This window comes from Streptomyces sparsogenes subsp. cuspidosporus (genome assembly GCF_039532705.1).
Classification (GTDB): Bacteria; Actinomycetota; Actinomycetes; order Streptomycetales; family Streptomycetaceae; genus Streptomyces; species Streptomyces sparsogenes.
Genome location: NZ_BAAASD010000021.1, coordinates 75,458 through 94,359, shown reverse-complemented (window position 1 = coordinate 94,359; position 18,902 = coordinate 75,458). Strand labels below are relative to the sequence as shown.

Sequence of the window (18,902 nt, the reverse complement as noted above, 5' to 3'; positions counted from 1 at the left end):
ATCACGGTACACAGTTGGTTCATGGGTATCGATGAGAACATTCGTACAGGTCGCCACTGCGTCTTCCGCGTGCACGTCCATTTGGTTTTCGTGACGAAGTACCGGCACTCCGTCTTCGCCGACCGGCATCTGACGCGGTGCGAGGAGATCACGCGGGCCGTGTGAGAGGAATTCGAGGCCGAACTGGTCGAGTTCAACGGCGAGACCAACCACATCCACCTGCTGGTGAACTTCCCACCGAAGGCCGCCGTGTCCAGGCTGGTGAACTCCCTCAAGGGCGTGTCCTCACGCAGGCTCCGCCAGGAGTTCCCCGACCTCGTCCGCCACTACTGGCGGGCACAGCGCCTGTGGTCCGGCTCGTACTTCGCCGGGTCGGCCGGCGGTGCACCGCTCAGCCTCGTAAAGCAGTACATCGAGCAGCAGAACCGGCCCCTCTGACCCGGGCTGAGGTGAACAGTGGAGATCCCTGCACGCAGACTGAGGTCAGAGCGGGCCAAAGGTTCGCTTCACCACCGGGCTCAAGCCCGGTGTACTGCGAATAGACCCGGTAGCGCTCTCCGGAACGACCCGGCTCGGCTCTTCTCTCTGACCGGACCCCCTCAGGGCTCGACTTCTGACGGCATCTCTTGACGGCGAGTTGGTCCATACCTAACCTCATCAGCCGTCGCGTCATCACATATGTGACTGACGTCCGGGTCCACAAACAGATGGGAACCGCCGATGTCCCAGCGAAGGATCCTCCCGCTCACCGCCGCCGCCCTGTCCGCCGCCTGCCTGGCCGGGGCCCTTGTAGGCCCGGCCCAGGCCCAGGCCCAAGGCCGAGCCCGCCCCGCGCACCCGAACGGAACGGCCACCGCCCCCGCCGCCTTCACCCACCCCGGGGTCCTGGTCGGCCGCTCCCAACTGGACTACATCCGGGGCAAGGTGCAGGCGGGCGCGGCGCCCTGGAAGGGCGCGTACGACGCGATGATGGCGAGCAAGTACGGCTCGCTCTCCTACACCCCCAAGCCGTGGGCCGTGGTGGAGTGCGGCTCGTACTCCGACCCCAACAAGGGCTGCACCGACGAGCGGCAGGACGCCATCGCCGCCTACACCCACGCCCTGGCCTGGTACATCACCCGCGACGACCGCTACGCGAAGAAGGCGGTCCAGATCATGGACGCCTGGTCGGCCACGATCACCGACCACACCAACAGCAACGCCCCCCTCCAGACCGGCTGGGCCGGATCCGTGTGGCCGCGCGCCGCGGAGATCATCCGCTACACCTACACCAGCTGGCCGAACGTGAACCGCTTCGCGACCATGCTGCGCAACGTCTACCTACCGAAGGTGATCAACGGCTCCCACAGCAACGGCAACTGGGAGCTGTCCATGATGGAGGCCGCCGTCGGCATCTCCGTCTTCCTCGACGACCGCACCAGCTACGACAAGGCGGTCGCCCGCTATCTGAACCGGACCCAGGCCTACGTCTACCTCGAATCCGACGGCGCCCTCCCCAAGACCGTCCCGGGCAGCGGCCTGGACACCAAGGACGAGATCGTCAAGTACTGGCAGGGCCAGTCCACATTCGTGACCGGCCTGACCCAGGAGACCTGCCGGGACTTCACCCACACCGGCTACGGCATCTCCGCGATCTCACACGTCGCGGAGACCTCCCGCATCCAGGGCGAGGACCTCTACCCGAAGGTCGGCGAACGCCTCCGCCAGGCGCTCGGCTTCCAGGCCAAGTACGAACTCGGCACCGCCGTGCCCTCCTGGCTGTGCGGCGGCACGGTGAAGCGCGGCCTGGGCCCCGTCACCGAGGTCGGCTTCAACGCCCTGCACAACCGCCTCGGCTACCCCATGGACAACACCCAGAAGCTCACCGAACAGCAGCGCCCCGCCGGCACGAACAACCTCTTCGTCGCCTGGGAAACCCTCACCCACGCCGACAACCCGGCCTCCTGAGGCTCCTCGGCTCAGGACGCGGGGGTCTTGTCCGCCGCGCTGATCTGGCAGGTGATGGACGTCCGCTTGGTGTAGCTGGTGGTGTCCGTCATCGTGATCTTCTTGGTGGAGTTCGCCAGCACCGTCACGTACTTGTGGCGGTATCCGATGAGCCCGCCGGACGGATCGTTCCAGCTCACCGCGATGCTGTAGCTGTAGTTCCGCGCCGTGTCGTCGTTGGTGACGGTGACGTCGTACGACAGCTGACCGGCCGACGGGTCGAAGTAGCAGTTGCTCCCGTCGGTCTCGTCCAGCCCCTCCGGGTCGTAGGGCCCCAGCGTGGTGGGGGTGGACGACGGGCTGCCGTACGACGGGGCGCCCGAGGGGGCGCCCGACGGCAGGTCCGTGGGGAGATCGGTGGGCATACCCGAGGGCAGGTCGGTCGGCACCCCGCTGGCCCCGGACGGCACACCGCCGCCGAGGCCACCGGAGACAAAGCCACCCCCGTCGCTGTGCCTGCCCTTCTTCCCGCAGCCGGTCAGGGCCAACAGTCCGACCGCGGCGACGGCGACAAGGCGCACGGAGTGGCGATGCATGGATTACCCCCGTGGGAAAGGCAGAATCAAGCCGAACTGGCTTTGATGGGTACGCGCCACCCTAAGGGGCTCCTGACCTCGAAGTCACCTCGGGGATGTCACCGATCGGTGACACCTCCAGTGTCGCCGCCGCTGCTGCTGTTGGCGGAAGAGGTGCGGGGGGCCGGCGCTCCCAGCTCCACGCTGAACGCCCACAGCGTGATCCCCGGTATCGGCTCCCAGTCCCGCTCCGGCGCCCGTACGAACCCCAGCCGCCGGTACAGCCGGTGGGCGGCGGTCATCTGCTGCTGGCTGGATATCACGATCCGCGCAAGCCCCAGCTCCCGCCCCCGCTCCAGACACGCCCGCACCAGCGCCTCCGCCGCCCCCCGCCGCCGCGCCTCGGGCCGCACGGCGAGCATCCGGAATTCCCCCTCCCCCTCCCGCGCCAGCTCCGCGTACGCCCCACCGTGCACCGCGAACGCCACCGCCCCCAGCACCTCGTCACTCCCCGCGTCGGCCGCGACCAGCACCTCCGCCAGCTCGGCCCGCCGCCGGGCGTCGCGCAGCTCGCCCAGATACGCGTCGCTGTCCTCGAAGGCCAGCAGCCCGTCCCCCAGGTACGCCTGCGCGGTCAGCTCCCCGACGCCGTCCAGCTCCTCGTCCCGCGCCCGCCTGATCGTGATGTCCATACGCGCAGTGTGCCCCACGCGGGTGACAGCCTCGCTCAGCCCTTGGCGAGGTGGTCGAGGTGGCCCGCTTTGGCGCTGCGTATGAAGGCGCGCAGGGCGGTGGGGGTGGTGGTGAGGATGGTGTGGGGGTCGTCGCTCTCGCGGAGGCGGATGGTGGCGTCGTCGGTGGAGGAGAGGTAGAGGCAGGCGTTGCCTTCCCCGCTGAAGGAGGACTTCTTCCAATCACGTGCTGCCAACTCATTCACCTTTCAGACTGTGGTTCGGTGCGTTTGTGGTGAGTATGAGACAGCGACACGCCGACGTGATGGCGTGTCGCTGTCCCATACTCACCGCAAACCCGGGAGCAGCCCCGGTCAGCCCTTGGCGAGGTGGTCGAGGCGGCCTGCTTTGGCGCTGCGTATGAAGGCGCGGAGGGTGGTGGGGGTGGTGGTGAGGGTGGTGTCGGGGTCGTCGCTCTCGCGGAGTCGGATGGTGGCGTCGTCGGTCGATGAGACGTAGAGGCAGGCGTTGCCTTGAGCGCTGTACGAGGACTTCTGCCAATCGCGAGCGGACAAGTCATTCACCTTTCAGGCTGCGGATGATGTTCTGGATGAGGTCACGCGACTCGCGCTCGGTGAGCGCGACCGCCTCCATACGGTCCAGCACGACGCGGTACCTCTCCAACGGCGCGGGTGCGTCCACCAGTTCGGAGCCATGCTCCGTATCGAGCTGCACGGTGTCCAGTTGCGGGACGGGACCGACCGCGTAGAGGATCGACTGTCCCGAGCCGGGGAAGGACCCCGCCTCGAAGGGAATCACCAGCACCTTGATGTGAGGCTGTTCGCTCATGTCGAGGACGTGCTGCAGCTGCCCTCGTGCGATCTCCGGTCCGCCGAAGCGCATGCGCAGGGCGGCCTCGTGGACGATGGCCGTATATGGCGTGGGCTTCTCGCGATACAGAATGGCCTGCCGTTTGATGCGGTGGGAGACGTGGTGCTCGACGTCCGGCGGCGACAACGGCGGCACTGCCTGGCGGAAGATCTCCCGCGCGTGGTCGACGGTCTGCAGCAGACCGGGCATGTGCGCCACGTAGGCGGTGCGCAGCTCGACGGCGTGGTGTTCCAGCTCGGCCAGGTCGAGCAATCCGGCGTGGAGGGTCTCGCGGTACTCCTCCCACCATCCCCGCTTGCGCTCCGCCGCCATGTCGATGAGCGCCGTGATCAGCGCGTCGTCAGCGCAGCGGTAGTTGCGGGCCAGTGCTCGCAGACGGTCCGCACTCACGCCGAACCGGCTCGCCTCGATGTTGCTGATCGTCGTCTGGTTGGTGCCGAGCAGGCGCCCGGCCTCGGTCGACGACAAGCCGGCGCGCTCGCGGAGCCTGCGAAGCTCGGTTCCGAGGCGGAGTTGACGGGCTGTCGGGACACTTCTCTGGACCATCTGCCGATTCTCTCTGCTCACCAGCAACAGACGCGTCACTCACACGAGTGGTGTATCCAAGCACTTCGACTGATGCCGTCGAATACCTTAGGTGAGTGCGGCTACGGTGTGAGCCGGAACACAGCCAACCCCTCCTCCAGACGGGAGACTTCCATGGCCAACGTATCCCCGGAGAGCCTGGAGAACCCGGAAAACCCCTGGTCGTACTCGCTCCGCCTGCCCCACGACCCCCGCGCCGCCGCCATCGCCCGCACCACCCTGCGCGCCGTCCTCGCCCGCCACGGCATGGGCGAACTCGCCGACCCCGCAACCCTCGTGGCCAGCGAGATGGTCACCAACGCCTACCGCCACACCACCGGCCCGGCGGAAATGCGGATCCGCGCCATCGAAGAGGGCCGTCTCCGCATCAGCGTCTGGGACACCAACCCGGACATCCCACCACCCTTCGACAAGCCCCCGGCCCTCTTCGACCGCTCGGCCGCCCTCGCGGAGGCGTCCGCGAACACCGAGGCCACGTACGGACGCGGGCTGCTCATCGTGCGGATCTGCGCGGACAACTGGGGCGGTTACACCCTCGCGGACGGGCTCTTCGGGGTCAGCGGCAAGCTGCTCTGGTTCGAACTCGCGCCGCCGCCCTGCGCCGCCTACGAGATCGCCGCTTGACCGGCCGTCCGGCCCGACTTGGATTCGATCCGGCCCATGGGCGCGGCGCTCTCCGGCAGTTCCGACAGTTCCTTCCGCGCCGCCGCCCAACTGGCGTCCTCGACGCCGAGCGCGTGGCGCAGGTAGGCCCAGGTGATCCGCTGGAGCAGGGCGACCCGCTCGGGGTTCTCGTCCGTCGTTTCCCGGACCTCGTAGCCGGCGACGCCGCCGAGCGAGTGTTCCGCCCCGAACAGGGTGAGCAGGCTCTTGTCGCCCGGGCTCAGGACGTACGGGTCGGCGAACCACTCCGGGCCCCTGACGGACAGGTGGGAGTCGTCCTTGTCCCCGGCGACCACGAGGGTCGGCGCGGTCATGTGGGTGAAGTTCGGGTTCATGAACGGGAAGTGTTCGGCCGCGAACGGCGACAGGTCGGCTCCGCCCTTTCCGGCGGTGGCGAGCAGTACGCCCGCCGTGATCCGGGGGTCGGACAGGTCCTCTTCCTCCCCGCTCACCGGATCGAGGATGCGCGCGCCGAGCAGGATGCTCGCCGTCTGACCGCCGAAGGAGTGTCCGGCGGCGGCGACACGGCTTCGGTCGAGGCGGCCGGCGAGGCCGGGCACGGCGGCTTCCAGCAGGTCGAGCTGGTCGAGGACGCGCTTCATGTCCTCGACGCGGAGGTGCCAGATCCGGGGTGTGCGGGGGTCGTCCTGGGGGAGGCCCACGGTTCGGGAGTCGAGGTGGGTGGGCTGGATCACCACGAAGCCGTGAGCGGCCCAGAAGTCGGCCAGGGGGCCGTAGCCGTCCAGCGAGGAGCCGAAACCGTGGGAGAAGACGATGACCGGCAGGTCGTCCCCCGTCGTCGGCGCCGAGATTCTCACGCGCAGGTCCTTGCCACGGCCCGGTGCCTCCAGCGCTATCGGCTTCACCGAGACGAGGGGGGAGGGTGCGGGCAGGGCCATGTCTGATGCGGTCATGGAGAGAGCGTCCTTCCGGCGGCGCGCAGGGGTCTGCCACCATGAGGGGAAACGGGAAACGGGACGATGTCCCGGTTCGAATATACGGGACGGTGTCCCGTTTAGGAAAGGCCGATAGTGAAAAGATCGGCAGTGAAGAGTCCGGCAGTGAAGAGTCCGGGAACGAAGGGGACGGTGCGGTGAGCGGCAGCGACCGGGGCGCGGGACGCGCGCCCAGGCCCAAGCGGGCGGACGCGCGACGCAACGAGGAGGCGCTGCTCGACGCGGCCGCCAAGGTGTTCGTCGCATCGGGCGTGGAGGCGCCGATCCGCGACATCGCGGCGGAGGCCGGTGTTGGGACGGCCACGATCTACCGCCACTTCCCGACGCGCGCGGATCTCATCGTCGCCGTCTATCGGCACCAGGTGGAGGCCCTCGCCGACGCGGGCCCGTCCCTCCTGGAGAGCGGCGAGACCCCGTACGCCGCGCTGGAACGGTGGATCGACCTCTTCGTCGATTTCCTGGTCACCAAACACGGACTCGCCCTCGTCCTCCAGTCCGACGACCCCGGCTTCGGCCCCCTGCACTCCTACTTCATCGAGCGGCTCGTGCCCGTATGCGCCCGGCTGCTCGACGCGGCGGCCGACGCGGGCGAGATCCGCTCCGGCATGGACGCCTACGAACTCATGCGCGGCGTCGGAAACCTCTGCGCGGGCGAGGGCGGCAATCCCCGCTACAGCGCACGCCGACTGGTCGGGCTCCTCATCGCGGGTCTCCGCCGGCCGGGCTGATCCGGCCCGGCGGTCCCGGCTCGGCGGCGGCGGTCACCGCGTCGAGGACGCCCAGGTCCAGCCGGTGGAGTCGGCCCGGATCGGCGATCAGCTCGTACGCGGTGATCCGCTCGCCGACGACGGTGACCGCGACCACGAGCCGCAGCCGGCCCTGTGGCGCGACGACGATTCCGACGGCGCCGCCCACCAGCGCCGGCTCCGCGAAGCGGGAGTTCCGCCCGAAGGCGGCGATCTCCTCCGCCACGGCCCGCGCGCCGCGGATCTCGCCGGGGCGGTCCGGGGGAACGGCGGTCCGGTCGGCCCGGCGTACGACATCGGGGGCCAGAACCGCGAGGACGCCGTCGATGTCGCCGTTCCGCGAAGCGGTCAGGAACGCCTCGACCACGCGCCGCTGCCGGGCGAGTTCCCCGCCGGGGAGAGCGGGAGCGGCCCCCCGCACTTTCTGGCGGGCGCGGCTGGCGAGCTTCTTGGTGGTGGCGGGGGAGCGGTCGACGATGGGCGCGATCTCGTCGAACGGCACGGCGAACATGTCGTGCAGCACGAAGGCGACCCGTTCGGCCGGGCCCAGCCTGTCCAGCACGACCAGCAGGGCGCGACCGACCGACTCGACCAGCAGCGCCTCTTGTTCCGGGTCGCCGCTCCGCTCGCGGCCGGGGTCCGGGTCCTCGTCGGGTACCCGGTGGCCGGTGAGTTCCTCTCGCCGTGACGCCCGGGAGCGCAGCATGTCGAGGCAGATCCGGGACACGACGGTCGTCAGCCAGCCGCCCAGGTTCTCCACGTCGTCCGTGCCGCCACGGGCCAGCCGCAGCCACGCTTCCTGAACGGCGTCCTCCGCCTCGCTGAACGATCCGAGCATGCGGTGGGCGACCGATCGCAGACGGTCGCGATGCGCCTCGAATCCGTCGGTGAATCCGCCGGCGGGTCCGTCCTGCGCGTGCACCGGTCACCTCTCCCCGTCCTCGTCCGTCAACACAGTAGAGGAGCCCCACGACATGGGAGGTCATCGCTGGTGGACGTCTACGAGGCGGTCGCGAGCCGACGGGCGGTACGCGGGTTCACGGACGAGCCCGTCCCGAGGGAGGTGCTCGAACGCGTGCTGCACGCCGCTGCCCGATCACCGTCCGGAGGGAATCTGCAGCCGTGGAACACGTACGTACTGACCGGCGCGCCCCTCGCCGAGCTCAAGAAGCGCGTCGCAGAGCGCGTGGCCTCGGGCGATCCCGGGGACGAGCGCGAATACGCCATGTACCCGCCCGAGCTGGAGAGCCCGTACCGCGAGCGCCGGGCCGCCGCCGCCGAGCAGCGCTACGCCGCGCTCGGCGTGCCCCGGGGGGACGAGCGGGCCCGCGCGAGGGCCGTCGCCGCGAACTGGGACTGTTTCGGCGCACCGGCTCTCCTGCTCTGCTACCTCGACCGCCGGATGGGCCGGGCGCAGTGGGCCGATGCCGGGATGTATCTGCAGACCGTGATGCTGCTCCTGCGGGCGGAAGGGCTGCACAGCTGCGCGCAGATGGCGTGGTCGGTGTACCGGGCGACCGTCGCGGAGGTCGTGTCGCCCCCGGAAAGGCTCATCCTGTTCTGCGGCATGTCGATCGGGTTCGAGGACGCCTCCGCGCGCCCCGCCCGTACGGACCGGGCTCCGCTCGCCGAGACGGTCACCTTCCTGACCGGCTGGGGCGACCGGGGCGACCAGGCGGGTGAGGCTCGCGCCGTCCACGGGCGGGGCCCCGGGCGGGGGCGCGGCCACGTCTGTCCCCTGCCACCACCGCATTAGCCGCCCGTTAGCAGAACGCCAATCCGATCTTCGAAGCTGATGTTGTCCGGGAGCGAGACACGAGAACAGAACAACAGGAGCAACACCATGAACACCGCCACCACCAAGCGCTTCCGCGGCCGCGCCGGCCGCCGCATCGCCGCCGCCCTCGTCGCCGCCGCGGCGCTGGGGCTGGGGGCCACGGCCTGCGGTCCCGAGGACTCGAAGTCCGCCGGTTCCCCGGCCTCCTCCGCCTCGCAGGACGCCTCGCAGGACACCTCACAGGACACCTCGGCCTCGGGCGGGTCCACGGACCAGTCCACGGGCGGCTCCGCCAAGGGGGGTTCCTCCACGGGAGGTTCCTCCTCGGACGGCTCCGGCTCGCAGAGCCAGAAGGGCGGCGGCACCGATGACGGGTCCGCCTCCACCGGCGGCGGTGGCGTCGCCAACGCGGGCAACCACCGCACCTTCGTCGGCAAGCTGAAGTACCTCGCGCCCGGCAAGCTGCTCGTCCACCCCGATGACGGCAGCACCGACCAGGCATTCTTCGTCGCCAACGCCACGCAGATCCGTGGCGCGGCCGCGATCTGCGCCGACGACCCCGGCAGGGTGTCCCTCGGCGCGGACGGCTACGGCACCGCGAAGTGCACCGTGGACGACGTGGAGAAGGCCGCGAAGACCGGCAGCGTGACCGTCCGCGTCACCTTGAGCACCAAGTCCGCCGGTGCCGAGAGGATCGAGGAGAAGTACCACCCGTAAGCCCCCGCACCCCGCACGCCGCACCCCGTGCCCGGCACCCCCGCGTTCCGCGACCACACGAACGGGCCGCCGCCCCCGATGAGGGGGACGACGGCCCGTCGCGGTGCGGAAGCAGGGGGGTCAGTGGCCGCCGGGGGCGCCCGCCGTGGCCGGGGGCAGCTCGACCTGGACGCCCGGGTCGCCCGCGTCCGCCTTGTAGTCGGCCGGCGAGGTCTCGTCGATGCCGGCCGGGGCCTTGACGGCCCGCAGGACGAGGGTGAGGACGACCACCACGACGACGTTCAGCACGAAGGCGGTGAAGCCGATGTAGCCGATCTCACCGATGCCGGGGATGTTCGCGAGGTTGCCGAAGTGCTTCTGGGTGGCGCTCGGCGTGTCGTACGCCTTCCAGGTGCCGTAGACCATGCCGACGGCCCAGCCGGCCAGCAGCGCCCAGCGGTGGAACCAGCGGGTGAACAGGCCGCCCACCAGGGCCGGGAAGGTCTGGAGGATCCAGACGCCGCCCAGCAGCTGGAAGTTGATCGCGACCGACTTGTCCATACCGAGGACGAAGATCAGCGCGCCGACCTTGACCAGCAGCGAGACCAGCTTGGAGACCTTGGTCTCCTGCTCGGGCGTGGCGTCGGGCTTCAGGAAGTCCTTGTAGATGTTGCGGGTGAAGAGGTTCGCCGCGGCGATGGACATGATGGCCGCGGGGACCAGCGCGCCGATGCCGATGGCCGCGAAGGCCACGCCGGTGAACCAGTCCGGGAACATGTTCTCGAACAGCTGCGGAATGGCGAGCTGCCCGTTCTGCACCTTCACCCCCGCCGCGATGGCCATGAAGCCGAGCAGCGCCAGCAGGCCCAGCATCAGGGAGTAGAGCGGCAGGATCGTGGTGTTGCGGCGGATCACCTCGCGGCTGCGGCTGGAGAGCGTCGCGGTGATCGAGTGCGGGTACATGAACAGCGCGAGGGCCGAGCCGAGGGCGAGCGTGGCGTACGCCCACTGGGCCTTTTCCCCGCTGGCCAGCGCGCCGCGCGGCGCCCCGGTCTTCGGGTTCTCCCCGGAGAGCCAGTCGCCCGCCTTGGCGAAGATGTCGTCGAAGCCGCCCAGCTTGATCGGGATGTAGATGATCGCCACCGCGATGACGATGTAGATCAGCGCGTCCTTGACGAAGGCGATGAGCGCGGGGGCGCGCAGACCCGAGGAGTAGGTGTACGCGGCGAGCACGCCGAAGGCGATCAGCAGCGGCAGGTCCTTGATGAACCAGTTGGTGTTCTCGCCGCCGCCCACGCCCATCACGTCCAGCACGGCCTGGATGCCGACGAGCTGGAGGGCGATGTACGGCATGGTGGCGAGGATGCCGGTGATCGCGACGGCCAGGGACAGGCCCTTGGAGCCGAAGCGGCCGCGGACGAAGTCCGAGGTGGTGACGTACCCGTGCTTGTGCGACACCGACCAGAGCCGGGGCAGGAAGAGGAAGATCAGCGGGTAGACCAGGATGGTGTACGGGACGGCGAAGAAGCCGGAGGCACCCGCCGCGTAGATGGCCGCCGGGACGGCGACGAAGGTGTACGCGGTGTAGAGGTCGCCGCCGAGCAGGAACCAGGTGATCCAGGTGCCGAAGCTGCGGCCGCCCAGGCCCCACTCGTCGAGGTTGTTGGCGTTCTCGGCCGCCCGCCAGCGCGCGGCCATGAAGCCCATGACCGTGACGGCCAGGAAGAAGAAGATGAAAACGCCGAGTGCGACGCCGTTCACGCCGTCCATTACGCCGCACCTCCGTTGTCGGCCGTGCCCGCCCGCTCCGCCGCTTGCCGTGCCCGCTTCTCACGGCGGACCAGGATGTACGCGACCGTCGTCAGCAGCGCCGATACGGGCACCCAGAGCATCTGGTACCAGTAGAAGAACGGGATGCCGATGAAGGTGGGCTCGATCCTGGCGTACGAGCCGACCCACAGCATCGCCACAAAGGGGGCGATCAGGCACAGCGCGGCCACGACGCGCGAGGGCGTGACGGCCGGTCTCCTGCCTTGCGTGCCGGATGTTTCTGACATGGGCTCTGCTCCGTCCCCGCGGCTGAGCACCTGCGAGCGAGACTGATCATTTGCTTAATGCGCAGGAAATCTAAGCCAGAGGTCCGGCGGACGTCACTACCCGTCCGTATATCGGTATGGGAAAGATAAGGCCGCCGGGCGTGAGGCCGCCGGGCGTGAGGCCGCCGGGCGTGAGGCCACCGGGCGTGAGGCCATCGGGCGCGACCGGGGTGGCGCGGCCTCAGTCGTTCGGCCGCTTCAGCCGGGCCACGAACTTGTAGCGGTCCCCGCGGTAGACCGAGCGCACCCACTCCACCGGCTCGCCGGCCGCGTCCAGCGAGTGGCGCGAGAGCATCAGCATCGGCAGCCCCACGTCCGTGCCCAGTAGCCCCGCCTCGCGCGGGGTGGCCAGCGAGGTCTCGATGGTCTCCTCGGCCTCCGCGAGGTGGACGCCGTACACCTCGGCCAGGGCGGTGTAGAGGGAGGAGTACTTGACCAGGCTGCGGCGCAGCGCGGGGAAGCGCTTGGCCGACAGGTGGGTGGTCTCGATGGCCATCGGCTCGCCGCTGGCCAGCCGCAGCCGCTCGATGCGCAGCACCCGGCCGCCGGCCGAGATGTCCAGGAGCCCGGCGAGCCGGTCGTCGGCGGTGACGTAGCCGATGTCGAGGAGCTGGGAGGTGGGTTCCAGGCCCTGGGCCTTCATGTCCTCGGTGTAGGAGGTGAGCTGGAGGGCCTGGGCGACCTTGGGCTTGGCCACGAAGGTGCCCTTGCCCTGGATCCGCTCCAGCCGTCCCTCGACGACCAGTTCCTGGAGCGCCTGGCGCACGGTGGTGCGGGAGGTGTCGAACTCGGAGGCGAGGGTGCGTTCGGGGGGGACCGGGGTGCCGGGGGGCAGGGTCTCGGTGATTTCCAGCAAGTGCCGCTTCAGGCGGTAGTACTTGGGCACGCGCGCGGTGCGCGTGGCGCCGGAGCTGTTGCCGCCCTCGGCCGCCGTCGTGGCCACGGCCGCCGTTGCCCCCTCGGTCTCCATCGCGCGCCCTTCCGACTCCTGGTCTGCTGCCGTCACCGGCTCCTCCGTTTTCAGCGGCTCACATCGTGGCACGGCCCTGGCCCCGGGCGGCTGCTCAGCCGTGATGTCGTCAGGTGTCGGTCCGGTAACGGAGCCGACGGGAGCTTCGCGGACACCCTTGACACCCCCAAAGGTCTAGGCCAAGCTGCGGGCACTGGTCTAAACCATTAAACCTCTCTTCCGGTCCTTTGAGGAGTGTGCTGGTGAAGCGTGGGCTGTTAGCGGCGACGGGTGTCGCGGCGATGCTGGTGACCGTCGCGGCCTGCGGGTCCGGCGACGACGACGAGAGGGCCGGAACGGACGGCTTCAAAGGCGAGACGCTGACCGTCTGGGCGATGAACGGATCCACCCCCGACGGCTGGACGAAGGACGTCAAGGCGGCCTTCGAGAAGAAGACGGGTGCCAAGCTGAAGCTGGAGATCCAGCAGTGGAACGGCATCCAGCAGAAGGTGACCACCGCACTCTCCGAGTCCGACCCGCCGGACGTCATCGAGATCGGCAACACCCAGACCCCCGCCTACGCCCAGACCGGCGGCCTGGCCGAGCTGACCGACCTCAAGGAGTCGATCGGCGCCGACTGGGCCGACTCGCTCAACAAGTCCGCGGTCTACGAGGGCAAGCAGTACGCGGCCCCCTGGTACGCGGTCAACCGGGTGGTGCTCTACAACAAGAAGATCTGGGCCAAGGCCGGGATCAAGGGCACCCCCAGGACCCGGGCCGAGTTCTTCCAGGACCTCGAGACCATCCGGAAGAAGACGGACGCCGAGCCGCTCTACCTGCCCGGCCAGAACTGGTACTTCTTCGACGGGCTGGCCATCGGCACCGGCGCCGAGCTGGTCAAGAAGGACGGCGACAAGTGGGTCTCCAACCTCACCGACGCCAAGGTCGCCAAGGCCATGGACATCTACAAGCAGTACCAGTCCTTCAGCAAGGCCCCCAAGGACAAGGACGAGGCCACCCCGCAGCAGGCCGATGTCTTCGCCAAGGGCAAGACCGGCGCCTTCATCGGGATGGGCTATGAGGCGGCCGTGGCCGTCAAGGCCAACCCGGAGATCGAGAAGGACATCGGCTACTTCACCATCCCGGGGGAGACCGCGGACAAGCCGGAGGGCGTCTTCCTCGGCGGCTCCAACCTCGCGGTCGCGGCGGGCAGCAAGAAGCAGGAGCTGGCGAAGGAGTTCCTGAAGATCGCGCTGTCGGACACCTACGAGGGGCAGCTCGCCAAGGAGGGCGGCGTGATCCCCAACAAGGAGTCGCTCCAGTCCCACCTCAAGGGCAACGCCTCGGCCGAGGCCGCCGCGCCCGCCGTCGCGGGCGGCGGCACCACCCCGCTGATCCCCGAGTGGGCCCCGGTGGAGAACGCCCCGAACCCGATCAAGACCTATATGACCGCCGTGTTGAAGGGCAAGTCACCGACGGAGGCGGCCAAGTCCGTCGAGGACGAGATGAACAAGCGCCTCAGCCAGGAGCAGTAACGCCATGGCGGTAGCGACCACACGCAAGGACCCCGGCCGCCCGGCGGGGGCCGGGGTCCCCGGCCGCCCGGCACCCCCCACCCGTACCGGGCGGGGGGCGGCCCCGGGGCGCGGCCGGCTCACCGGCGCCGCGCCCTATCTGCTGCTCCTGCCCGCGCTGGCGTTCACCGCGGTGCTGCTGGGCTGGCCGCTGGTGAAGGACGGCATGCTGTCGTTCCAGAACCTCAACATGCGCCAGCTGATCCAGCACCTCACCGAGTGGAACGGCGTCGAGAACTACCGCGAGGCGCTGACCAGCGAGGACTTCTGGCGGGTCACGGTCAGATCGGTGGTCTTCACGGCCGTCAACGTCGCCCTGATCATGGTGCTGGGGACCCTGATCGGGCTGCTGCTGGCGCGGCTCGGAAAGAAGATGCGGCTGCTGCTGTCGACCGGGCTGGTGCTGGCCTGGGCCATGCCGGTCATCGCGGTCACCACCGTCTTCCAGTGGCTCTTCGCCTCCCGTTTCGGGGTGGTCAACTGGGTCCTGGACAAGCTCGGCTGGCACTCGATGGCCGACTACAACTGGACCGGCGGCCAGTTCTCGACCTTCTTCGTCATCACCGTACTGATCGTCTGGCAGTCGATCCCCTTCGTGGCGATCAACCTCTACGCGGCCACCACCACGATCCCCGCCGAGCTGTACGAGGCGGCGGCCCTGGACGGCGCCGGCGGCTGGCGCCGCTTCACCTCCGTGACCCTGCCCTTCCTCAAGCCGTTCCTGCTCGCGACCGTCTTCCTCGAGGTGATCTGGGTCTTCCGGGCCTTCCCCCAGGTCTTCGTGATCAACGAGGGCGGCCCCGACCGGCTGACCGAGACCCTGCCCGTCTACGCCTTCGTCGAGGGCGTGGGCAACCAGCACTACGGGATGGGCGCGGCGATCTCGCTGCTGACCATCGTGATCCTGCTGACCCTGACCTCCTACTACCTTCGGATCGTGCTCAAGCATGAGGAGGACGAGTGAAACGCTCCGTGGCCGGACGGCTGTGGCCGGGCGCGACGGCGGTCATCCTCTTCGGGGTCTTCGCCTTCCCCGTCTACTGGATGTTCAGCACGGCCTTCAAGCCGACCTCGGACATCGTCTCCGAGGACCCTGTCTGGTTCCCGACCGACGCCACCTGGGAGCACTTCCGGACGGCCATGGACGCCAGCCACTTCTGGACCCTGGTGGGGAACTCCTTCACCGTGACCGTCTCGGCGGTGGGGCTCTCGCTGGCGATCGCGCTCCTCGCGTCCTTCGCCCTCGCCCGGATGCGGTTCAAGGGGCGCCGCGGCTTCGTGGTGGTCTTCATGATCGCCCAGATGGCGCCCTGGGAGGTCATGACGATCGCGATCTACATGATCGTCCGCGATGGGGAGATGCTGAACAGCCTGGTCCCGATGACCCTCTTCTACACGGTCATGGTGCTGCCGTTCACCGTCCTCACCCTCCGCACCTTCGTGGCCGCCGTGCCCAGGGAACTGGAGGAGTCGGCGATGGTCGACGGCTGCACCCGGCCGCAGGCGTTCCTGAAGGTGATCTTCCCGCTGCTGGCGCCCGGGCTGATGGCCACCTCGCTGTTCGGCTTCATCACCGCCTGGAACGAATTCCCGCTCGTCCTCATTCTGAACAAGGACGCCGAGGCCCAGACGCTCCCGCTGTGGCTGTCCAGCTTCCAGACGGTCTTCGGCGACGACTGGGGCGCCACCATGGCGGCCGCCTCGCTCTTCGCCGTCCCCATCCTGCTCCTCTTCCTGTTCCTGCAACGCAAGGCGGTCGGTGGTCTCACTTCCGGCGCTGTGAAGGGATGATCCTTTTCCCATGACGACCCTCGCACGCGGCTCGGACACCCTCACCAGGGACGCCCTCGCCGTTCTGCAGCCCGGCTTCACCGGCACCACCGCCCCCGACTGGCTGCTGCGGCGGCTCGGCGAGGGGCTCGCCTCCGTCGGCCTCTTCGGCCGCAACATCACCTCACCCGAGCAGCTCGCCGCCCTCACCGCCCAGCTGCGGGCCGAGCGCGCCGACGTCCTCGTCGCCATCGACGAGGAGGGCGGCGACGTCACCCGGATGGAGGTGCGCACCGGCTCCTCCTTCCCCGGCAACCTGGCGCTCGGCGCCGTCGACGACACCGCCCTCACCCAGACCGTCGCCCGCGAACTGGGCCGCCGGCTCGCCGAATGCGGGGTCAACCTCAACTGGGCCCCGTCCGCCGACGTCAACTCCAACCCCGACAACCCGGTCATCGGCGTACGCTCCTTCGGCGCCGACCCGCACCTCGTGGCCCGCCACACCGCCGCGTACGTCCGGGGCCTCCAGGCCGCCGGGGTCGCCGCCTGCACCAAGCACTTCCCCGGCCACGGCGACACCGCCGTCGACTCCCACCACGCCCTGCCCCGCATCGACGCCGACCTCGACACCCTCACCACCCGCGAACTGGTCCCCTTCCGGGCCGCAGTGGCCGCCGGCACCAAGGCCGTGATGAGCGCCCACATCCTGCTGCCCGCCCTCGACCCCGCCCGGCCCGCCACCCTCAGCCCCGCCGCCCTCCACGGCCTGCTGCGCGCCCCCGTCACCGAAGGCGGCCTCGGCTTCGAAGGGCTCGTCGTCACCGACGGCATGGAGATGCGGGCCATCTCCGCCGCGTACGGCATCGAGCGCGGCAGCGTGCTCGCCATCGCCGCCGGCGCCGACGCCATCTGCGTCGGCGGCGGACTCGCCGACGAGGACACCGTGCTGCGGCTGCGCGACGCGCTGGTCGCCGCCGTGCGGGCCGGCGAACTCCCCGAGGCCCGGCTCGCCGACGCCGCGGCACGGGTGCGCGCCCTGGGCGACTGGGCGCGCCACGCCCGGGGGCCGGGTGCGGCGGAGGGGATCGCACCCGCCCCCGAGGCAGGGCTGCGCGCCGCCCGCCGCGCGCTGCGGATCACCGTCGGCGCCCAGCCCTACCAGCCGCCCACCGGGCCCGCGTTCGTCGCCGCCTTCACCCCCGTCGCCAACATCGCCGTCGGTGACGAGACCCCCTGGGGCGTCGCCGCCGAACTCGCCCGGCTGCTCCCGGGCACCGCCACCGCCACGTACGGCAGCGAGGACATGCAGGGTGACGGGGGTGCGCCCGGAGCCGGAGGTGCGCCCGCATTGATCGCAAATGTACTCGCGGACGCGGCGGACCGTAGGATCGTCGCAGTGGTACGCGACGTCCACCGCCACGCCTGGATGGCCGATGCCCTGGACGCCCTGCTCGCCGCGCGGCCGGACACGGTCGTCGTCGAGATGGGCGTGCCCCAGGCACCGCCGAGCGGAGCGCTGCACATCGCGACTCACGGCGCCGCCCGGGTCTGCGGGCTGGCCGCCGCGGAGGTCATCACCGGCGGCGTGGCCGGGGGATGACACCACCGCCCAGCTCGTCCCGCACCGCGGGCCGGCACAGCACAGCCAACTGGAGGCACCCAGCATGTCCGCCACGACTCCGGCCCAGCACAGCGACCAGCCGGGCCGGATCATGTCCGGGGAGATGGCCGAGCAGCCCGCGGTGCTGCGCCGGATCCTCGACGAGGGCGCGCCCCGGATCCGCGAGACCGCCGAGCGGATCGCCGCCCGCAACCCGCGCTTCGTGCTCCTCACCGCCCGGGGCACGTCCGACAACGCGGCGCTGTACGCCAAGTACCTGCTCGAGGTGGTGCTGGGCAAGCCGTGTGGCCTCACCTCCATGTCCACCACCACCGCGTACGGGGCGAAGCAGGACCTGACCGACGTCCTCGTGATCACGGTCAGCCAGTCCGGCGGCTCCCCGGACCTGGTCGCCTCCACCCAGGCCGCCCGCGAGGCCGGCGCGATCACCCTCGCGGTCACCAACAACCCCGGCTCCCCGCTCGCCGCCGTCTCCGAGTTCCACATCGACGTGCTGGCCGGCCCGGAGAACGCGCTCCCCGCGACCAAGACCTACACCGCCGAGCTGCTCGCCCTCTACCTCTTCGTCGAGGGCCTCCGCGGCGGCGACGGCGCGGCCGCCAAGGCCCTCCCCGAGCTGGCCCAGCAGATCCTGGACCGCCAGGACGAGGTCAAGCAGCTCGCCGGCCGCTACCGCTTCGCCGAGCGCATGGTCATCACCTCGCGCGGCTATGGCTACCCGACGGCCAAGGAGGCGGCGCTGAAGCTGATGGAGACCAGCTACATCCCCGCCCTGTCCTACTCCGGCGCCGACCTGCTGCACGGCCCGCTCGCCATGGTCGACAACATCTCCCCGGTCATCGCGATCGTCACCGAGGGCAAGGGCGGCGAGGCGCTCCAGCCGGTCCTGGAGCGGCTGCGCGGCCGCGGCGCGGACCTGGTCGTCATCGGCACCCAGGCCGAGGTCGACAAGGCCTCGGCGGGCTTCGCGCTCCCCACGGACGGCGTGGCCGAGGAGGTCCAGCCGATCCTGGAGATCCTCCCGCTGCAGATGCTCGCCTACGAGGTGACCATCGCCCGCGGCCAGGACCCGGACGCGCCCAGGGCTCTGGCGAAGGTCACCGAGACCCGCTGAGCGACGGCGCCGGTCGGAGGCCGGCCGGCCGCCCGAAGCTTGGGAGGCCCCCCCCGGGGCCGAGCAATGCGAGGGCGGCCATCTGGGCTTGGTCGCGCCCAGGGCCCTGGCGAAGGGCACCGAGACCCGCTGAGCCCCTGCTCAAGGGCCGCCACCCCCCACCGGGCTCCCGCGCTTCCCCGCGAAGCGCGGGAGCCTTCTGCTTGGCACGCGGAGGTCTGTTCACGACGATGGGGGAGAGGACGCCGGTCGGAGGCCGGCCAGCCGCCCGAAGCCTGGGAGGCCCCCCGGG

At 70.1% G+C, this 18,902-nt stretch carries 20 protein-coding genes and 1 pseudogene; 11 read left to right on the top strand and 10 right to left on the bottom strand.

All coding sequences use genetic code 11. The features are described 5' to 3' along the window. The first annotated feature begins 21 nt into the window (after window positions 1–21). Window positions 22–438 (top strand): annotated as a pseudogene (gene tnpA, locus ABFY07_RS23860) (IS200/IS605 family transposase). Window positions 439–720: 282 nt separating this feature from the next. Next, window positions 721–1,947 carry an alginate lyase family protein gene (locus tag ABFY07_RS23855; RefSeq protein ID WP_346176443.1) on the top strand — a complete coding sequence of 409 codons (1,227 nt, stop codon included), beginning with the start codon at window positions 721–723 and terminating at the stop codon, window positions 1,945–1,947. Window positions 1,948–1,958: 11 nt separating this feature from the next. Here the strand turns inward: ABFY07_RS23855 and ABFY07_RS23850 are convergent, their stop codons facing one another. From ABFY07_RS23850 to ABFY07_RS23830, 5 genes are all read right to left on the bottom strand, one after another. Further along, window positions 1,959–2,522: a hypothetical protein gene (locus ABFY07_RS23850; RefSeq protein ID WP_346176442.1), complete on the bottom strand. Its 564-nt coding sequence runs from the start codon at window positions 2,520–2,522 to the stop codon at window positions 1,959–1,961. A gap of 98 nt (window positions 2,523–2,620) precedes the next feature. Next, complete coding sequence (locus tag ABFY07_RS23845) at window positions 2,621–3,193, bottom strand: GNAT family N-acetyltransferase (RefSeq protein WP_346176441.1); 573 nt, start codon at window positions 3,191–3,193, stop codon at window positions 2,621–2,623. A gap of 35 nt (window positions 3,194–3,228) precedes the next feature. Further along, complete coding sequence (locus ABFY07_RS23840; protein ID WP_346176440.1) at window positions 3,229–3,429, bottom strand: DUF397 domain-containing protein; 201 nt, start codon at window positions 3,427–3,429, stop codon at window positions 3,229–3,231. Window positions 3,430–3,546: 117 nt separating this feature from the next. Beyond that, window positions 3,547–3,747 (bottom strand): DUF397 domain-containing protein, encoded by a 201-nt coding sequence (locus ABFY07_RS23835; protein ID WP_346176439.1) that lies wholly within the window; start codon window positions 3,745–3,747, stop codon window positions 3,547–3,549. Window position 3,748: 1 nt separating this feature from the next. Then, the gene (locus ABFY07_RS23830; protein WP_346176473.1) at window positions 3,749–4,609 is read right to left on the bottom strand and encodes a helix-turn-helix domain-containing protein; all 861 of its coding nucleotides are present in this window, start codon (window positions 4,607–4,609) and stop codon (window positions 3,749–3,751) included. A 153-nt stretch (window positions 4,610–4,762) separates the two neighbouring features. On the opposite strand from ABFY07_RS23830, the gene ABFY07_RS23825 reads away from it, so the two are divergent. After that, window positions 4,763–5,272, top strand: a complete 510-nt coding sequence (locus ABFY07_RS23825; RefSeq protein ID WP_346176438.1) for an ATP-binding protein — start codon at window positions 4,763–4,765, stop codon at window positions 5,270–5,272. Here ABFY07_RS23825 and ABFY07_RS23820 read toward each other — a convergent pair. Further along, window positions 5,254–6,225, bottom strand: coding sequence for an alpha/beta hydrolase family protein (locus tag ABFY07_RS23820; protein ID WP_346176437.1), 972 nt, complete (start codon window positions 6,223–6,225; stop codon window positions 5,254–5,256). The two genes, ABFY07_RS23825 and ABFY07_RS23820, sit on opposite strands and share 19 nt — an antisense overlap. A 179-nt stretch (window positions 6,226–6,404) precedes the next feature. On the opposite strand from ABFY07_RS23820, the gene ABFY07_RS23815 reads away from it, so the two are divergent. Continuing rightward, the gene (locus ABFY07_RS23815) at window positions 6,405–6,995 is read left to right on the top strand and encodes a TetR/AcrR family transcriptional regulator (protein ID WP_346176436.1); all 591 of its coding nucleotides are present in this window, start codon (window positions 6,405–6,407) and stop codon (window positions 6,993–6,995) included. On the opposite strand, the gene ABFY07_RS23810 is transcribed toward ABFY07_RS23815, so the two are convergent. Then, window positions 6,967–7,935, bottom strand: a complete 969-nt coding sequence (locus tag ABFY07_RS23810; protein ID WP_346176435.1) for a sigma-70 family RNA polymerase sigma factor — start codon at window positions 7,933–7,935, stop codon at window positions 6,967–6,969. The two genes, ABFY07_RS23815 and ABFY07_RS23810, sit on opposite strands and share 29 nt — an antisense overlap. Window positions 7,936–8,004: 69 nt before the next feature. Between ABFY07_RS23810 and ABFY07_RS23805 the strand changes: the two genes are divergently transcribed. Next, window positions 8,005–8,769, top strand: coding sequence for a nitroreductase (locus tag ABFY07_RS23805; RefSeq protein WP_346176434.1), 765 nt, complete (start codon window positions 8,005–8,007; stop codon window positions 8,767–8,769). Between the two features lie 87 nt (window positions 8,770–8,856). After that, window positions 8,857–9,507 (top strand): hypothetical protein, encoded by a 651-nt coding sequence (locus ABFY07_RS23800; RefSeq protein ID WP_346176433.1) that lies wholly within the window; start codon window positions 8,857–8,859, stop codon window positions 9,505–9,507. 120 nt (window positions 9,508–9,627) lie between these two features. Here the strand turns inward: ABFY07_RS23800 and mctP are convergent, their stop codons facing one another. The 3 genes from mctP to ABFY07_RS23785 form a co-directional block, all read right to left on the bottom strand. Next, window positions 9,628–11,256 (bottom strand): monocarboxylate uptake permease MctP, encoded by a 1,629-nt coding sequence (gene mctP, locus ABFY07_RS23795; protein ID WP_346176432.1) that lies wholly within the window; start codon window positions 11,254–11,256, stop codon window positions 9,628–9,630. Then, complete coding sequence (locus tag ABFY07_RS23790; protein ID WP_346176431.1) at window positions 11,256–11,543, bottom strand: DUF3311 domain-containing protein; 288 nt, start codon at window positions 11,541–11,543, stop codon at window positions 11,256–11,258. Before ABFY07_RS23790 ends, mctP begins: the two co-directional genes overlap by 1 nt. A 220-nt stretch (window positions 11,544–11,763) precedes the next feature. Continuing rightward, entirely contained in the window at window positions 11,764–12,552 is a 789-nt protein-coding gene (locus tag ABFY07_RS23785) for a GntR family transcriptional regulator (protein ID WP_346176472.1), read from the bottom strand. 242 nt (window positions 12,553–12,794) lie between these two features. Here ABFY07_RS23785 and ABFY07_RS23780 point away from each other — a divergent pair, with 242 nt between their 5' ends. From ABFY07_RS23780 to ABFY07_RS23760, 5 genes are all read left to right on the top strand, one after another. Beyond that, window positions 12,795–14,066 carry an extracellular solute-binding protein gene (locus tag ABFY07_RS23780; protein WP_346176430.1) on the top strand — a complete coding sequence of 424 codons (1,272 nt, stop codon included), beginning with the start codon at window positions 12,795–12,797 and terminating at the stop codon, window positions 14,064–14,066. 4 nt (window positions 14,067–14,070) lie between these two features. Continuing rightward, window positions 14,071–15,069, top strand: coding sequence for a carbohydrate ABC transporter permease (locus ABFY07_RS23775; protein ID WP_346176429.1), 999 nt, complete (start codon window positions 14,071–14,073; stop codon window positions 15,067–15,069). Continuing rightward, entirely contained in the window at window positions 15,066–15,896 is an 831-nt protein-coding gene (locus ABFY07_RS23770) for a carbohydrate ABC transporter permease (protein ID WP_346176428.1), read from the top strand. Before ABFY07_RS23775 ends, ABFY07_RS23770 begins: the two co-directional genes overlap by 4 nt. Before the next feature lie 10 nt (window positions 15,897–15,906). Then, window positions 15,907–17,475, top strand: a complete 1,569-nt coding sequence (locus ABFY07_RS23765; RefSeq protein ID WP_346176427.1) for a glycoside hydrolase family 3 protein — start codon at window positions 15,907–15,909, stop codon at window positions 17,473–17,475. 64 nt (window positions 17,476–17,539) lie between these two features. Continuing rightward, window positions 17,540–18,610 (top strand): SIS domain-containing protein, encoded by a 1,071-nt coding sequence (locus tag ABFY07_RS23760; protein WP_065964294.1) that lies wholly within the window; start codon window positions 17,540–17,542, stop codon window positions 18,608–18,610. Window positions 18,611–18,902: the final 292 nt, after the last annotated feature.

Coding starts and splice junctions, on each gene's coding strand:
- ABFY07_RS23765 (WP_346176427.1), top strand. CDS start 15,907: ATGACGACCCTCGCACGCGGCTCGGACACCCTCACCAGGGACGCCCTC.
- mctP (WP_346176432.1), bottom strand. CDS start 11,256: ATGGACGGCGTGAACGGCGTCGCACTCGGCGTTTTCATCTTCTTCTTC.
- ABFY07_RS23775 (WP_346176429.1), top strand. CDS start 14,071: ATGGCGGTAGCGACCACACGCAAGGACCCCGGCCGCCCGGCGGGGGCC.
- ABFY07_RS23825 (WP_346176438.1), top strand. CDS start 4,763: ATGGCCAACGTATCCCCGGAGAGCCTGGAGAACCCGGAAAACCCCTGG.
- ABFY07_RS23830 (WP_346176473.1), bottom strand. CDS start 4,609: ATGGTCCAGAGAAGTGTCCCGACAGCCCGTCAACTCCGCCTCGGAACC.
- ABFY07_RS23820 (WP_346176437.1), bottom strand. CDS start 6,225: ATGACCGCATCAGACATGGCCCTGCCCGCACCCTCCCCCCTCGTCTCG.
- ABFY07_RS23785 (WP_346176472.1), bottom strand. CDS start 12,552: ATGGAGACCGAGGGGGCAACGGCGGCCGTGGCCACGACGGCGGCCGAG.
- ABFY07_RS23855 (WP_346176443.1), top strand. CDS start 721: ATGTCCCAGCGAAGGATCCTCCCGCTCACCGCCGCCGCCCTGTCCGCC.
- ABFY07_RS23850 (WP_346176442.1), bottom strand. CDS start 2,522: ATGCATCGCCACTCCGTGCGCCTTGTCGCCGTCGCCGCGGTCGGACTG.
- ABFY07_RS23760 (WP_065964294.1), top strand. CDS start 17,540: ATGTCCGCCACGACTCCGGCCCAGCACAGCGACCAGCCGGGCCGGATC.
- ABFY07_RS23845 (WP_346176441.1), bottom strand. CDS start 3,193: ATGGACATCACGATCAGGCGGGCGCGGGACGAGGAGCTGGACGGCGTC.
- ABFY07_RS23790 (WP_346176431.1), bottom strand. CDS start 11,543: ATGTCAGAAACATCCGGCACGCAAGGCAGGAGACCGGCCGTCACGCCC.
- ABFY07_RS23800 (WP_346176433.1), top strand. CDS start 8,857: ATGAACACCGCCACCACCAAGCGCTTCCGCGGCCGCGCCGGCCGCCGC.